At 65.7% G+C, this 15,750-nt stretch carries 12 protein-coding genes and 1 pseudogene; 10 read left to right on the forward strand and 3 right to left on the reverse strand.

The window, feature by feature from the left end:
- The first annotated feature begins 148 nt into the window (after window positions 1-148).
- From H1B27_RS14665 to H1B27_RS14675, 3 genes are all read left to right on the forward strand, one after another.
- Window positions 149-1,168: a patatin-like phospholipase family protein gene (locus H1B27_RS14665; RefSeq protein WP_197966536.1), complete on the forward strand. Its 1,020-nt coding sequence runs from the start codon at window positions 149-151 to the stop codon at window positions 1,166-1,168.
- 3 nt (window positions 1,169-1,171) lie between these two features.
- A complete protein-coding gene (locus H1B27_RS14670) occupies window positions 1,172-2,626 on the forward strand; it encodes a GntP family permease (RefSeq protein ID WP_061881202.1) in 1,455 nt (484 codons plus the stop codon).
- A 92-nt stretch (window positions 2,627-2,718) separates the two neighbouring features.
- A complete protein-coding gene (locus H1B27_RS14675) occupies window positions 2,719-4,380 on the forward strand; it encodes a tannase/feruloyl esterase family alpha/beta hydrolase (protein ID WP_197966537.1) in 1,662 nt (553 codons plus the stop codon).
- Window positions 4,381-4,495: 115 nt separating this feature from the next.
- On the opposite strand, the gene H1B27_RS14680 is transcribed toward H1B27_RS14675, so the two are convergent.
- Complete coding sequence (locus H1B27_RS14680) at window positions 4,496-6,109, reverse strand: DHA2 family efflux MFS transporter permease subunit (protein WP_197966538.1); 1,614 nt, start codon at window positions 6,107-6,109, stop codon at window positions 4,496-4,498.
- Window positions 6,057-7,304 (reverse strand): HlyD family secretion protein, encoded by a 1,248-nt coding sequence (locus H1B27_RS14685; RefSeq protein WP_197966539.1) that lies wholly within the window; start codon window positions 7,302-7,304, stop codon window positions 6,057-6,059. Before H1B27_RS14685 ends, H1B27_RS14680 begins: the two co-directional genes overlap by 53 nt.
- A 91-nt stretch (window positions 7,305-7,395) precedes the next feature.
- Here H1B27_RS14685 and H1B27_RS14690 point away from each other — a divergent pair, with 91 nt between their 5' ends.
- The 7 genes and pseudogenes from H1B27_RS14690 to H1B27_RS14720 all read left to right on the forward strand — a co-directional run bounded on the left by H1B27_RS14690 (window position 7,396) and on the right by H1B27_RS14720 (window position 15,038).
- Window positions 7,396-8,055, forward strand: coding sequence for a TetR/AcrR family transcriptional regulator (locus H1B27_RS14690; RefSeq protein ID WP_197966540.1), 660 nt, complete (start codon window positions 7,396-7,398; stop codon window positions 8,053-8,055).
- A gap of 44 nt (window positions 8,056-8,099) precedes the next feature.
- On the forward strand, window positions 8,100-8,567 hold the full coding sequence (locus H1B27_RS14695; RefSeq protein ID WP_061881197.1) for a MarR family winged helix-turn-helix transcriptional regulator: 468 nt from the start codon (window positions 8,100-8,102) through the stop codon (window positions 8,565-8,567).
- Window positions 8,564-9,330, forward strand: a pseudogene (locus tag H1B27_RS14700) (enoyl-CoA hydratase). Before H1B27_RS14695 ends, H1B27_RS14700 begins: the two are co-directional and overlap by 4 nt.
- A gap of 112 nt (window positions 9,331-9,442) precedes the next feature.
- Window positions 9,443-11,524, forward strand: a complete 2,082-nt coding sequence (locus tag H1B27_RS14705) for a methyl-accepting chemotaxis protein (protein ID WP_197966541.1) — start codon at window positions 9,443-9,445, stop codon at window positions 11,522-11,524.
- Window positions 11,525-11,649: 125 nt separating this feature from the next.
- A complete protein-coding gene (locus H1B27_RS14710) occupies window positions 11,650-12,591 on the forward strand; it encodes a dihydrodipicolinate synthase family protein (protein ID WP_197966542.1) in 942 nt (313 codons plus the stop codon).
- Between the two features lie 375 nt (window positions 12,592-12,966).
- The gene (locus H1B27_RS14715; protein ID WP_197966543.1) at window positions 12,967-14,367 is read left to right on the forward strand and encodes a selenium-binding protein SBP56-related protein; all 1,401 of its coding nucleotides are present in this window, start codon (window positions 12,967-12,969) and stop codon (window positions 14,365-14,367) included.
- 83 nt (window positions 14,368-14,450) lie between these two features.
- Window positions 14,451-15,038 carry a hypothetical protein gene (locus tag H1B27_RS14720; RefSeq protein WP_156505215.1) on the forward strand — a complete coding sequence of 196 codons (588 nt, stop codon included), beginning with the start codon at window positions 14,451-14,453 and terminating at the stop codon, window positions 15,036-15,038.
- 11 nt (window positions 15,039-15,049) lie between these two features.
- Here H1B27_RS14720 and H1B27_RS14725 read toward each other — a convergent pair whose 3' ends face one another.
- Window positions 15,050-15,748: a DUF1045 domain-containing protein gene (locus H1B27_RS14725; protein WP_061881192.1), complete on the reverse strand. Its 699-nt coding sequence runs from the start codon at window positions 15,746-15,748 to the stop codon at window positions 15,050-15,052.
- Between the last annotated feature and the right edge of the window lie 2 nt (window positions 15,749-15,750).

Raw genomic sequence — 15,750 nt, forward strand, 5'->3', positions numbered from 1 at the left:
GAAGCGGATACAAAGAAAACGCGTCAAATAGCTCTGGACCACCCCACGTTCCGGTTGCAACTTGTAGCAACTACTCCCACACTGCCGTCGAATTCGGCCCGGTCAGAAATCGCGTCGAATTTGAGCTTCAGTTGCGTGAGTGTCCGCCATGGAACGGGACGCCGTACTGATTGATCTCGCGCTTCAGGGCGGCGGTTCGCACGGCGCCTTCTCCTGGGGTGTGCTCGACCGTCTTCTGGAAGAGAAATGGCTGGAGATCGCCGCAATCTCCGGAACCTCCGCAGGCGCGATGAACGCGGCGGTTCTGGCGGACGGCTGGACGGCCGGCGGCGCCGAGGGCGCGCGCGAGGCGCTCGACCGATACTGGCGCCGTGTCTCGAAGGCCGCGACCTTCAGCCCGCTACAACGCTCTCCGCTCGACCGCTTGATGGGGCGCTGGACCCTCGATACGTCGCCCTTCTACGTCCTCACCGATTTGATGTCGCGTGTGCTGTCGCCCTACGACCTCAATCCGACCGGTTACAATCCGCTGCGCGCGGTGCTGGCCGAGAGTATCGATTTCGAACGCCTCGCGCGCTCGCCGATCCAGCTGTTCATCACCGCGACCAGGGTACGCACCGGGCGCGGCCGTATCTTCCGCAACGCGGAGATCACGGCGGATGTGCTGCTGGCATCGGCCTGCCTGCCGACCATGTTCCGCGCGATCGAGATCGACGGCGAGCCCTATTGGGACGGCGGCTTTGCCGGCAACCCGACGATCACGCCGCTGGTTCGGGAGAGCGACGCGCACGACACCATTCTCGTCCAGATCAATCCGACCGAGCGGCTGGAGGAGCTGCGGACGGCTGCGGAGATTCTCAACCGGGTCAACGAAATCTCATTCAACTCGCCGCTGATGAAGGAGCTGCGCATGATCGCACTGCTGCGCCAGGCGGCGGACCCCGGCAGCGGCGAGGGCGCACGCTGGGCGAAGATGCGCACACACCGGGTCAAGAGCGACATGCTGACGAAGTTCGGGGCCTCCTCGAAGCTCAACGCGGAGTGGGAGTTCGTCTCGATGCTGCGCGCCGAGGGGCGCATGGCTGCGGACAACTTCCTCGCCGAGCACGGCGCGGAGATCGGCCATCGTTCGACCGCCGATCTCGATGTCCTGCTGTCGGAGTGCTGAGGCATGGGTCTCCTCGGCCTCCTCGTCGGGCTCGGCCTGCTCGTCCTGTTCGCCTTCCGCGGCTGGAGCGTCCTGCTGCTCGCGCCGTTCGCCGCACTGATTGCCGCGTTGTTCGGCGGTGAGCCGCTGCTCGCGAACCTGACCCAGGTGTTCATGGTGAACGCGGCGGGATTTCTGGCGCAGTTCTTTCCGATCTTTCTGCTTGGCGCCGTCTTCGGCAAGTTGATGGATGACAGCGGTGCGGTGACGTCGGTCGCCGGCTTCATGGCGGAGCGTCTCGGCGACCGGCGCGTGATCCTGGCGGTCGTGCTCGCCGGCGCGCTGGTCACCTATGGCGGTGTCAGCCTGTTCGTTGCGTTCTTCGTCATCGTTCCCATGGCACGCTCGCTATTTCGTGCCGCTTCGATTCCGCGTCGTCTGATCCCGGCCGCGATCGTGCTGGGAACGTCGACCTTCACCATGTCGGCCCTGCCCGGCACGCCGTCGATCCAGAATGCGATCCCGATGCCGTTCTTTGGCACGACGCCGTTTGCCGCGCCGGGCCTCGGCATCGTCGCCTCGCTCATCATGCTCGGCACCGGATTGTGGTGGCTGCATCGCGCTGAAGCTGCGGCGCGCCGCGCTGGAGAAGGCTATGGCGACGATGCCGAGGGCGCGATCGAGCAGGCCGCTGCCGACGAGCTCGTGCGCGAGCGCGCGACGACTGCCCGCGAGTTCGATCCGGCGGAGCTACAGCACGGTCATCGCAGCGAGCGGCCATCGCCCGTGCTGAACGCCATGGCGCCGCTCGTCGTCGTCGTGACCGTCAATCTGGTGATGTCGCTGGTGGTGTTGCCGCGGCTCGATGTCAGCTATCTCGCCGAGCAACGCTTTGGTGACACGACGCTTGCAGCCGTTGCAGGCGTGTGGTCGGTCGCGGTGGCGCTGGCTGCCGCCATCGTCACGACCATCGCGCTGAACTGGGCGCGCCTGCCGGCGCTGCGCCGGACCATGGACGCCGGGGCCAATGCGTCGGTCCTGCCTGCTTTCAGCGTCGCCAGCCTCGTCGGCTTCGGCGCCGTCGTGGCCTCGCTGCCGGCGTTCACGATCGTGCGCGACTGGGTGCTGGCGATCGAAGGAGGACCGCTGGTCTCGCTCGCCGTCGCGACCAATATCCTGGCCGCACTGACAGGGTCGGCATCGGGCGGCCTGACTATCGCCCTCGACGCCCTCGGCCCGACCTACGTCGAGCTTGCCGCGCGGACCGGCATCGACCTTGCGCTGATGCATCGCGTGGCGGTGATCGGCGCGGGCACGCTGGACATCCTGCCGCACAACGGTGCGGTGGTCAGCCTGCTCGCGATCTGCGGCCTGACACATCGTGACAGCTATTTCGACATCATCATGGTGGGCATCGTGACCTCGCTCCTGGCGCTGGTGGCGGTGATCGCCCTGGGCACTGCGCTGGGCTCGTTCTGACGGAAAGCCGGCGTCAGCGATTGACGGATGGGCGAAGGTTGCATTGAATGCGGCCAACTTCCGAATGCAACAGAACAAGCCGGGTGGAAACGATGAAGCGAAACAGAGCGAAGCCGTGTGCATGGCTCGTAGGCACTGCGGCCGCAATGAGCGCGAGTGGTGCGTTGGCGGTGACGCTGGCGGAGGATGCCGAGACGGTCTGCAAGGGGCTGGTCGGCGGCACCGATGCCGTGAAGATCGATGCCGCGACGTTTCAGCCGCCATCGACTCTCGCTGTTGCCGAGCGCGGCCCGACGCCGTCAGGGCGCATCACGCCCGCCAATCCTGCCTTCTGCAAGGTGCTCGGCCATATCGACCCCACCGATCCCAAGGCGCCGCCGATCAGATTCCAGGTCAACCTTCCCGTCGAATGGAACGGCCGCTCGCTGCAATATGGCGGCGGCGGTTTCAACGGCGTGCTGATAACCGGCCTTGCGCTGCCGCCGGCCTATCCCTTCGACAAGCCGTCGCCGCTCGCGCGTGGCTTCGTCACCTACGGCACGGACTCCGGCCACGAATCCAGGCCGGGCGAGCCGCCGCAGTTGTTTGCGTTGAACGACGAGGCCTTCGAGAACTTCGCCCATCGCGCCTACAAGAAGGTGCGCGACGCGGCCGTGGCCCTGATGCAGCGCGCCTATGGCAAGAAGCCGGACAAGATGTACTTCATGGGCTCGTCCGAAGGCGGCCGCGAAGGCCTGACCATGACGCAGCGCTACCCCGATGATTTCGATGGGATCTTCGCGCGCGTGCCGGTGATCAACTGGGTCGGCCTGCAGCATGCCGGAACGCGCTCGGGGCTGGTGACCATGGGAGAGGGCTGGATCAATCCGGCGCAGGTGAAGCTCGTCGGCGATGCCGTGCGGGCGGCCTGCGACAAGGCCGATGGCTCCGACGATGCGCTGGTGCAGGATCCGGTCGCCTGCAAGGCGGCATTCAAGGTCGAGACGCTGCGCTGCGCGGCGGGCCAGAGCGGTGATCAGTGTCTCACCGGTCCCCAGATCAAGGCGATCAACACGCTGCATGCAACCTACAAATTTCCGTTCGCGCTCGCCAATGGTCTCGACGACTATCCGGGCTGGGGCGTCTCGGGCGAGGACACGCCGGCAATCGGGCCGACCGGCGGCTGGGTCGCGTGGTGGCTCGGCACCGCGCCGCCGGCGCAGCCGCCTGCGCCCAACAACGGCATCGCCTGGATCTACGGAGCCGGCGGCATTCAATATGTCTTCGCGCGCGATCCGAAGCTCGATGTCACCACCTACAACGTGGAGGACCACAAGGCGCGGCTGCTCGAGGTCTCGAAGCTGATGGATTCGACCGATCCCGACCTCAGCCGTTTCCGGATGCGCGGCGGCCGTGTGATCATGCTCGAGCACATGGCCGACTATGCGCAGAGCCCCTATGCCGGCATCCGCTATTTCGAAAGCGTCGAACGCAAGATGGGCAAGGCCGAGACGGCGGAATTTGCGCGGCTCTACACCGCGCCCGGTGTCGACCATGTCGGCTCCGGCGCGCCGGCCAATGTCGACATGCTGAGCGTGCTGGTCGACTGGGTCGAGAAGGGCAAAGCGCCCGGCGATCTCGAAGTCAGCGAGCAGAAGGTCGAAGCACCGTCGTTCGCGACGCTGCGCGCGCTGCCGCTGTGCCGCTGGCCGGCCTGGCCGCACTACAAGGCGGGTGTGGTGACGGAGGCGTCGAGCTTTGCCTGTGCGCCGTGAGGCACGGATGGTCGCCGCAGCGTCATGGCCGGGCTCGCTGCGGCCAGCTAGCTCCTGTCACGCGGCATGGCTAACGTGGATGCCCGGAACAAGCCCCGGGCAGGACGACCTCCTGCTAATGCGCGGGCCCACCGGCTGCCTTCACGCGCCGCGTCAGCAGCACTGCGATCGCGGCCAGGACCAGCATGGCGCCGATCACTGCAAAGGTGTCGGAATAGCCCATCACCAGGGCCTGGCGCTTTACGGTTTTGCCGAGCGCGATGATGGCTTGCTCGCGTGCGGCGTTTGGATCGGGGACACCGTGGGCCATGAAATAGTCCGTCATCTGGGCGATGCGGCTGCGGACCTCCTCGCGGCCGAGCGTGACCGAATGTCCGATGATGTTGGAATGGAACTGCTCGCGCTTCGTGATGATCGTCGCGAGCGTCGCCGTTCCGATCGCGCCGCCGAGATTGCGGAACATGTTGCTGATGCCGGAGGCCGCGGCGGCATCCTGCGGCGCGATGCCGCCTGACAGCACCGAGGTCAGCGGCGTCAGCACCATGGCCTGGCCGACGGCGCGCACGATGTTCGGAATCCAGAGCTGGTCACCGGCATAGTCCGGCGACATCGCCGTGTTCATGAAGCAGCTATAGGCGAAAATCAGAAGGCCGATGATGGCGATGTAGCGCGTGTCGAAGCGCTGCATCAGCCTGGGAATCAGCGGGATCAGAACGAGTTGCGGCAGGCCGGTCCAGGCCAGCACGTTGCCGATCTGCTCGGAGTTGTAGCCCTGCGCCTGGCCGAGATAGGCGGGCAGGATGTAGACCGAACCGAACAGCGCAAAGCCGACCATGGTCATCGCGACGGTGCCGAAGCCGAAATTGCGCTGCGTCAGCAGGCGCAGCCGGATCAGCGGCTTTTCGATTCTGAGCTCGATCGCGACGAACAGCGTCAGGCTGACGGCTGCGACGATCGCCAGCTTGACGATGAAAGGGGAGGAGAACCAGTCGTCCTTGTTGCCTTCCTCGAGCACGGCTTGCAGCGCCGACAAGCCGATCGCCATGGTGACGATGCCGGCCCAGTCGCCTTCCTTCAGGAGACCAAGCTGCATCTTCCGCCGCTCCAGCGTCAAATAGAGTGCAGCGACCATCACGGCGGTCGGGATCACGTTGACGAAGAAGATGGTGCGCCAGCCATAGGTCTCGGTGAGATAGCCACCGATGGTCGGGCCGATTGCCGGTGCAAAGGTGACTGACAGCGCGAAGATGGCGAGCCCGACCGGCTGCTGCGGTTTCGGCAGCTTGGTCAGGACCAGCGTGAAGGCCATCGGGATCAGCACGCCGCCGGCAAAGCCTTGCAGGCCGCGCATCGCGATCATCGACGGCAGATCATGGGTGAAGGCGCAGGCGACCGAGAACGCCGCGAACAGCGTTGCGCTCGCCAGCATGTAGCGGCGGAACGTGAACACGCGACTCAAATAATCGGTCAGCGGGATCACGATGATTTCGCCGATGAGATACGACGTCGAGATCCAGGAACCGTTGTCGGCGCCGGTGCCGATGCCGCCCTCGATATTAGCCAGCGAGGCATTGGTGATCTGGATGTTCAGGATCGCCATGAACGAGCCGATCATGGCGGCGAGCACGGCGATCCAGGTTGCGAGGCTGGCGCGGTTGGGGTCGCTCGCGGAGCGATCAGGCGTCGCGGCCGGTGTTGCTTGCGTCGAGATTGAGAGGCTGTTTGACATGGCACGACCCTCCGGAGACGAGCTTGGCTTTGGGCGTCACGGCCGCATTCGCGGCCGCCGCGGTCGAACGTGTTGCAATGGTGGGGATCACGGACATGCCGGGCCGCAGCGCGATCGCAGGCCCATTCTTGTCGTCGAGCACAATCTTGACCGGGATGCGCTGCACCACCTTGGTGAAATTGCCCGTGGCGTTGTCGGGCGGCAGCAGCGCGAACTCCTGGCCGCTGGCCGGCGAGATGGAATCGACGTGACCATGCAGGACTTGGCCCGGGAACATGTCGACCTCGATATCGACGGCCTGTCCCGCCTGCACATGGGTGAGCTGCGTTTCCTTGAAATTGGCGACGACATAGGCGGCATCAGTCGGCACGATCGACATCAGCTGCGTGCCCGCCTGCACGAACTGGCCGACGCGCAAGGACCGATTGCCGACGACGCCGTCAATCGGCGAGACGATCCTGGTGTAGCCGAGATTGAGCTCCGCCTGCTGCTGGATCGCGGCTGCGCGCGCGGCGGCGGCCTTGGCTTGCGCGATCTCGGCCTTGAGGAGATCGACCTGCTTCTGCGCGGAGATGAGGTTGGCGTTGTCGCGCGCGATCGCGGCGTCCGCGCCGGCGTCGCGCGCCTGGGCCTGCTGCGCGTTCTGCACGCTGCCATAGCCGGTCCTGGCGAGATCCGTGTAGCGCTTGTTCTCCTGCTGCGCGAAGGTCTTTGCGGCCGTATCGACATCGATGGTCGCCCTGGCGGCAGTGATCACGGCTTGCTGAACCTCGAGCTGTGCCGCCTTGCTGACGACCGCCGCGTTCGCCGCCTGGACGTCGGCGCGAGCCTGGTCGAGCGCGACTTTGAAGTCGCGGTCGTCGATCCGGGCCAGCACCTGGCCGGCTTTCACATGCTCGTTATCGGCGACCAGAACGTGGTTGAGATAGCCGCTGACCTTCGGCGCGATGGTGGTGCTGTCGGCCTTCACATAGGCGTCTTCGGTGGAGACGAGGTACTGGCCGACGGTCCAGTAATCGTAGCCGTACCAGCTGGCGCCGGCCAGCGCGACGGCCGCGGCCGCCATCAGCAACAGCTTGCGAAGGTTGGGTTTTTCGTGGCTCACGTGGGCCGGCGCGGCGGGCAGGACGCCCTCCAGGGCGGTTGCTGTCACAGCAGCCTGGGCGGTAGCGGATGGGGTGGTGTGGACGGTCATGGCCGGCTCCCCTGAATTAGGAAACTTGATAATTTCCAAAATGAGACTAGTCTTGGAATTGTCAATGGAATGACAGTCGTCATTTAAAGGCATGGCTCAGGCAAGATCGGACAGCGAAGTTCGTCCGCGCGGGCGGCCACCGGTCCGCAGCGACGACGAGACCAGGCGGATCGTCTTCGACGCCGCACGGCACGCCTTTGCCCGCGACGGCTATGAGGCGACCAGCACCGAAGAGTTGGCGCGCCGCGCCGGCATCTCGACCAGGACGCTGTATCGGCTGTTTCCGGGCAAGGCTGCGTTGTTCGAGGCGATGTGCGACGACCGGCTGGAGCGATTGCTCTCCGCCGTCGACCTGCAAGGAAGCGATGAGGTCGATATCGAAACCGGCTTGCGCGCCGCGCTGCTCGCCTGCGCCGATCTCGCGCTCGATCCGGAGGTCGTGGCGTTGCAACGCATGGTGCTGCAGGAATCGGCTGCCTTTCCCGATCTCGCTGCGAACTTCTACAAGAACGGCATCTCCCGCACCGTGACGGCACTCGCCGGCTGGTTGCGCGTCCAGGTCAGGCGCAAGCGCATCGTGATCGAGGATGCCGAGGAAGCCGCCGGCATGCTGATCGGCATGGTCGCATCGGCGCCGCAGCGCGCGGCGATTTATGGCGGCCTGCCTTTGCCGTCACGCAAGCAGATCGAGCGCCGGGTGCAGACCTGCGCGGCCTTGTTCCTCGACGGCTGTCGCGCGGCGCCGGCCTAGCGGCGCCCTTTGACAATCCGGATCGGTCCGGCTATATACTTCGCATGCGAAATAATGAGGCGGCAGCGAAGCATCATCGGCTGATCTACCTGCTGAGCGTCGCGCACCGGCGCCTGCAGCGCTGGATGGCGGCGCAGCCGCAGAGTACGGTGACGCCGGCGCAGGCGGGGCTGCTGTTCATCCTCGGCAAGCAGGACGGCGTCCTGATCGGCGAGGCGGGCGCGGCGCTCGATATGGGGCCGGCCGGCATTTCCGGCCTGGTCGACCGCACCGCAGCCGCAAGACTGATCGAGCGGCGCGCCGATTGCGAGGATGGCCGTGCCTGGCGCATCTGGCTGACGCCCAAGGGGCGCAGCGCGCTGGCGCAGGCGAAGACCTCGGCGGCGGAGGTCAACGCGGCGCTGACGGAGGGATTTACGGCCGCGGAGATCGACATCGTCGCACGCTGGCTGACGAGCATTCAGGACAAGTTTCCAAGAAGTTCAGACGAACAACACGGAGCAGACGAATGACCGAGCACGTCCGGATCGAGAGCAACGGCGGAATTCTCACCCTGACATTGGCGCGTCCCGACAAGAAGAACGCGCTGACCGATGCGATGTACGGTAAGCTGGCGGACACAATCGAATCCGCCGAGTTCGATCCTTCCGCTCGCGTGATCCTGATTCGCGGCGAGGGAGACATGTTCACCGCCGGCAACGACGTCGGCGAGTTCGCCGCGGTCGCAGCCGGCAAGTCCGAAGGCAGCCGCAACGTCGTGCGCTTCATCCAGTCGCTGGCGCGCTGCACCCGGCCGCTGGTCGCAGCCGTGCAGGGCCGTGCCGTCGGCGTCGGCACCACGATGCTGCTGCATTGCGATCTCGTCGTGCTCGCCGACAACGCGCAATTGTCGACGCCCTTCGTTAGCCTTGCGCTGGTGCCGGAGGCCGCCTCCTGCTGATGCCGGCGCGCATCGGCCATGCGCGCGCCTATGAGATGTTCGCGCTTGGCGAGACCGTGCCCGCCAAGTCGGCGCTAGAATGGGGCCTTGCCAACCGTGTGGTACCGCTCGACAAGCTCGATGCCGAGGCGCTTGCCCTCGCGCAGCGTCTCGCCCGTCAGCCGCTCGGCGCGCTCACGGCCACCAAGAAGCTGATGCGCAACGGCGAGGCGCTGGTCGCGCAGATGCAGGCCGAAGGCGAGCAGTTCGCGCAGCGCCTGCGCACCGCCGAGGCGCGCGAGGCGTTCACGGCCTTTGCCGAGCGCCGGGCGCCGGATTTTACCAAGGTCGCATAGGGGATCCCGAATGCGTGCAGGTTGGATCGCACGGATTCAACTAAAACCTTAACGGAACATTGGCATGTCGCGGTGCAAGGTGGCCTCTTCCGAGAGTTAGGTCCCTCGACCCATGTCAATTTTTAAGAATTCGGTAAGCACGCTCCTCCTGGTCCTGATGACCCTGCTGGCCGCCGGCGCGCTGACCAGCACGGCCATCCAGATGGGCGGCGCCTTCAGCCGCTACAGCGACAGCCTGGAGACCGAGCGGCTCGCGAATGCCGACAAGTCGATCTTCCATGGCGTTGTTGCCCTGCGCAGCAATCGCGGCGACGCCCAGAGCGCGCTGCTCGGCGAGGACGATCCGCGCGCCAAGCTTGGTGCCGCCGAGAAGGCCGAGCAGGCCGGTTTCGACGCCATCAGCGCCGCGCTCTCCACCGTCGAATTCGCAGCGCGCGACGGGCTCGCAGGCACGTTGAAGCAGCGCTGGAGCGAGGCCGCGCCAAAATTCCAGTTGTTCTACGACGAGGCCAAGCTGCCGCGCACGGAACGCAAGCTGGAGCGTACCGCGCCCTGGTACGATGCGGTCACCAAGGTGATCGAGACCGCCAATCTCGCATCCACCGCGGTCTCGAACCGCGCCTGGATGAACGATCCTTACATCGCCCGCATGATCCAGGCCCGCCGCCTCGCCTGGCAGGTGCGCGACCGCTACGGCATCCAGTGCTCTACCCTGCGGCCGAACGTCAACGCCAGCAAGCCGCTCGATGACACCCAGAAGCAGACCGTGGCCGGATGGAACGGCGTCGTCACCGCCGGCTGGACCGGCATGGAGGAACTGCTGGCTGCGCCTGACGTGCCGGCCGACCTCGTCAACGCGGCCAAGGAGGCGAAGGCCAAGACTGACGGCGCCCTCAAGCAGATCGGCGAGATCACCAAGGGCTTCGACGGCAGCGGCCGTCCCGCGATGCCCGCCTCGGAATGGAATGCGCTGTGCCAGTCGCCCTTCGCGTCCATCGTCGCGGTCGCCAGCAAGGCGCTCGACCTGTCGATCGCGCGCGCGGAGGCGGTTCAGGCGAAAGCCCTGACCAATCTCATCGTGCAGTCGTTCGCGTTCATGCTCGCGCTGGCCGTGACCGTGGCCGGCGTGTTCGTAGTGCGCCATCGCCTCATGCGTCCGGTGCGTGCCATCCTCGATGCCATTGCGCGCATCAGCGCGCGCGATTATGCGACGCCGGTTCCGCAATCCCGCCACCCCGACGAGTTCGGCACCATGGCCGCCGCGCTCGAGAGCCTGCGCGAGAGCGCGGCGATCGCGGAACGGCTGGGCCTGGAACGCGAATCGCAACAGGCGCTTCAGCTCGCCCGGTCGGGCACTGTCGATGCCGCCTGCCGCAGTTTCGATGATACGGTGCAGGCGGTCATCCAGAGCGTCGTGGCCTCGACGCGGGAGCTCGACGCCACCGCGACCGGCGTGCGCTCGCTGGTCTCGGACTCGAGCAGCCAGACCGCCGCGGTTTCGTCCGCCGCCGAGCAGGCCACCAACAATCTCGAGACCATCGCGGCCGCGACCGAGGAGCTCTCCGCATCCGTCGGCGAAATCTCCGCACAGGTGCAGTCGAGCGCCCGCGAGGCCCGCGAGGCCGTGGCGCAGGCCGAGCAGACCAACGCGACGGTCGAGATCCTCGACCAGACCGCGAGCCGCATCGGCGAGGTCGTGAAGATGATCAACGCGATCGCCGCCCAGACCAACCTCCTGGCGCTGAACGCCACCATTGAAGCCGCGCGCGCGGGGGAGGCCGGCCGCGGCTTTGCCGTCGTCGCGGGCGAGGTCAAGAGCCTCGCCTCCCAGACGGCGACAGCGACGGAAGAGATCTCGCGCCAGGTCGAGGAGATCCAGGGCGCCACCGGCCAAGCCGTCGCCGCGATCCGCTCGATCGGCGGCGCCATCAGCGGCATCGACGAGAAGATGACGGCGATTGCGGCCGCGGTAGAGCAGCAGCGCGCGGCGACCACGGAAATCTCGCGCAACTTCCAGCAGGCCGCCCAAGGCACCCGCGAGGTCACCGACACCATCGGCAGCGTCGCGAGGCTCAACCAGGAGACCGGCAACGCCGGCACGGTGCTGTCGGAGTCCGTCAAGAAGATGTCGGCCGACGCCGATCGCCTGCGCGTCGCGGTCGAGGGCTTCCTGGGCGCCGTGAAGACCGCGTAGTTTCGTTCTCTCACCATCCAACGTCGCGCGGGCATTGCCGCCGGTCCGCGTGGCGGGTACATCTGTGCCGCCTCGCTCCGCGAGCGTGGCGACAGACGTAAGACATATCAGGGATGGAGAGTTCGATGCCGGTCACGCCCCAACACAAGTCCCAGCGCCCCTATCGCGGTGTGTTCCCGGTCGCGCCCACCATCTTCGACGAGCGCGGCGAGCTCGATCTCGAGGGCCAGCGCCGCTGCATCGATTTCATGATCGATGCCGGCTCGCACGGCATCTGCATCCTCGCCAATTTCTCCGAGCAGTTCGTGCTCACCGACGCCGAGCGCGAGGCCGTGATGCATGCGGTGCTGGAACATGTGGCTGGCCGGGTTCCCGTGATCGTAACCACCACGCATTTCAGCTCGGCCGTGTGCGCGGCGCGCAGCAAGCAGGCCGAGGCGGCCGGCGCCGCCATGGTGATGGTGATGCCGCCCTATCACGGCGCGACCTTCCGGGTCCCCGAGAAGGGCATCGTCGAATTCTTCAAGGTGCTCTCGGGCGCGATCGACATCCCCATCATGATCCAGGACGCGCCGGTGGCCGGCACGCCGCTGTCGGTCGAGCTGCTGGCGCGGCTGGCGCGCGAATTCGCCAATATCCGCTATTTCAAGATCGAGGTGGCAGGCGCGGCTGCAAAGCTCCGCAGCCTGATCGAGGCGGGCGGCGGCGACATCGAAGGCCCCTGGGACGGCGAGGAGGCGATCACGCTGCTGGCCGATCTCGACGCCGGCGCCACCGGCGCCATGACCGGCGGCGGCTATCCCGACGGCATCCGCCAGATCATCGATCCCTATTTCGCCGGCAAGCGCGAGGAAGCGAAGGCCGCCTATGAGCGCTGGCTGCCGCTGATCAACTACGAGAACCGTCAATGCGGCCTCATCGCCTGCAAGGTGATGATGCAGGCCGGCGGAATCATCAAGTCGGATGCGGTGCGCCATCCGCTCCAGCCGCTGCATCCGGCAACACGGGCAGGGCTGTTGGAACTCGCCAAGGAGCGCGACGCGCTGGCGCTGCGATGGGGGAAGTAAGCCCCACTGTCGTCCCGGACAAGCGCGCCCAAAGCGCGCGCAGATCCGGGACCCATAACCACAACCACAGGGACGAAAACTCGGAGTCGGCAGCTCGCTCCATAACCTCTCCCTTGGGTTATAGGTCCCGGATCTGCGCGCGCTTGTCCGGGACGACACTGCGGGTGAGGTGCGCGCTCGCCTCATCTCATCGGCCGTTTCGGCTGAAGGCGTCGAATTAGCGCGGCCCGGGCGGTTTCGCGCGGCCCGGCGATGGCATATTGTACGCTCGCCAACCGGCCCTGCGGAGCAATCTCGACACATCGAAGCACCTCTTCACTATGCCGTTATCCCGAGTCAGGTTGGCGCAAACCGACAGAACAGGGAGGCAGTGCCATGACGATGAGGCCGGATCCCACCTTTCACGCATCGCCCAAGCTTGCGATGGAAGCACCTGCGGAGAACTTTGCCTACACATTGCTGCTCAGTCCGGACTTCTCGAAGCCGGATGCTCTCGCGGTCATCGACGTCAAGCCGGGATCGCCGACCTATAGCCAGATCGTCCACACCGTGACGATGCCCCACAAGGGCGATGAGTTTCATCACTTCGGCTGGAATGCGTGCTCCTCCGCCTTGTCGCCGCTCGCCGGACATGCCTTCATCGAGCGGCGCTATCTCATCATTCCCGGGCTGCGTTCGTCGCGCATCTACATCATCGATACCAAGCCCGATCCGACCAAAGCCAAGATCCACAAGATCATCGAGCCGGAAGAAGTCTTCAAGAAGACCGGCTACTCGCGGCCACACACGATCCATTGCGGGCCGGACGGCATCTACGTGAGCACGCTGGGCGGCGGCGGCAAGGACGGCACCGACGGCCCTCCCGGCGTTTTCATCATGGATTGCGAGACCTTCGAGGTCCTGGGACGATGGGAGATCGATCGTGGCCCGCAGACGCTGCACTATGATTTCTGGTGGAATCTGCCGCGCGACTACATGGTGACGAGCGAATGGGCATTGCCGCCGCAGTTCGAGAACGGGATCGTCCCGGAAGATCTGCTTTCGAACAAATATGGACATCGTCTCCACTTCTGGGATCTTCGCGCACGTCGCAACGTCCAGACCATCGACCTCGGCGCCAATCATCAAATGGCGCTGGAGGTACGACCGGCGCACGATCCGGTTCGCGAGTACGGCTTCGTCGGCGTCGTGGTCGACACCACGAATCTCGAAGCATCGATCTGGACCTGGTGGCGAGAAGGCGGGAAATTCCACGCGGAGAAGACGGCGACGATCCCACCCGAGCCAGCGCCAAAGGAGAAGCTCCCGCCGCTGCTCCAAGGCTTCGGCGCCGTGCCGCCGCTGGTGACCGACATCGACCTGTCGATGGATGACCGGTTTCTCTATGTCTCGTGCTGGGGCACGGGTGAAATGCGCCAGTACGACGTCAGTGATCCGCGCAAGCCGAAGCACGCGGGCTCGGTCCACATCGGCGGTATCGCGCGCCGCACGCCGCATCCGAGCGGCAAGGCATTTGCGGCGGGTCCGCAGATGGTCGAGATCAGCCGCGACGGCAGGCGCGTCTACTGGACCAATTCCCTCTATTCCACCTGGGATGACCAGTTCTACCCCGATGGGGTTCCGGGCGTGGAGGTCATGGCCAATGTCGGCCGCAACGGCGGCCTCGAGCTCGACAAGGACTATTTCGTGAGCTTCCCCGACGGATATCGTGCGCACCAGATCAGGCTCGAGGGCGGCGATTGTTCGACGGACTCCTTTTGCTACCCGTCGGTCTAGATTGGGGACACGCGAGCCCAGCACTCGGCTGGCTGTGGCTCGTGCTTGTTGCGAGCGGTCTCTACCACGGGATCAATCCGGGGATGGGATGGCCGCTCGCTGTTTCGGCCGGGCTCATGGACAAGAGCCCGCGCGCGCTTTTCCACGCGCTGTGGGCCCTGTCGGCCGGCCATCTCCTTGCAACGCTTCTCGTGCTGCTGCCATTTGCGTTCCTGCTCGTGCTGGCGGAGTGGCAGCGTCCGATCCAGCTGGTCGCGAGCCTTCTCGTCATCGGCTTCGGCGTCTATCGGCTGGTCGACCGGCGTCATCCGCGCGCGCTGGCACGAATTCCGCCGACGCAATTGGCGCTGTGGTCATTTGCCGTCGCCATTGCCCATGGCGCCGCCTTGATGCTGGTGCCGATCTATCTCGGGCTATGCCGGGCCTTCGAGCTCGATGCCGGCCATCAGGCGGCGGGCGAGTTGATGAAAGCAAATGTCGGAATGGCGGTGCTGGTGTCCCTCGTGCACGTTATCGCGATGGTCAGCGCCGGCGGATGTCTGGCCTGGCTGGTCTACCGCTATCTGGGATTGAGGTTCGTCTCACGAAGCTGGTTCAATCTGGATGCAGTCTGGGCGACCAGCCTCGTTCTGGTCGGCGCCGTGGCGCTCGCCTTCAATCTTGGGGGCTGAGAGTGCAGCGCCTACCGCGTCAACGCCCACTCGCCGATGATGCGGAAACGGCCCTTCGTCTCGTCCTGCTTGAACAGTGCGAGGCGGTCGATGGCCAACGTGCCAAGAGCAAGCGCAGCAAATCGTCCCCGCAACATCTCCAGAATCGGCCCGCGGCGCTCTGCATCCAGCCGTCCCGTGAGCGTCATGTGGAAGCGGAATTCCTCCATCACGTAAGGGTAGCCCCAGCGGTCGAGATAGTCGCGCTGCCGCTCGGTGAGTTTTTCGGGCTTGCGCCGCGCACGATCTTCCGCGGTGAGGGTCGCGCGAAAGGAGTCGAATTCACGGACGCAATCGGCGGCAAGCTGCTGGAGAGCGTCGACCGGCTCGGCCGGAATGACGGCGATGAAGCCGCTGATGGTATCGACGACGGGGCGGATCACTGGAATTGTCCGCGATTGGCCGGCGAACGTCGCGCAGGCCGCCATGAGCTCGGCCTCGGTCCTGCCTGATACCAGCGTCATCGGTGCCTTCAGCGTCGCGTGAAAGCCGTATTTGCGGGGATCGGCGGTGATGTCGCGCCAGTCCGGCGCGACGCGCAACGCTTCTTGCGGAAACGAAACCTCGTCGCCGCTGTGGGCGTCATAGCCGAGCAGCTCGGCGCCGAAGCGGGAGAGGGCGCCGTCGGCGCCGGCGGCAAAATAGATCGCGTAGCGGGGGAAACCTGTCATCA

Source organism: Bradyrhizobium diversitatis, from assembly GCF_016031635.1.
GTDB classification, from domain to species: domain Bacteria; phylum Pseudomonadota; class Alphaproteobacteria; order Rhizobiales; family Xanthobacteraceae; genus Bradyrhizobium; species Bradyrhizobium diversitatis.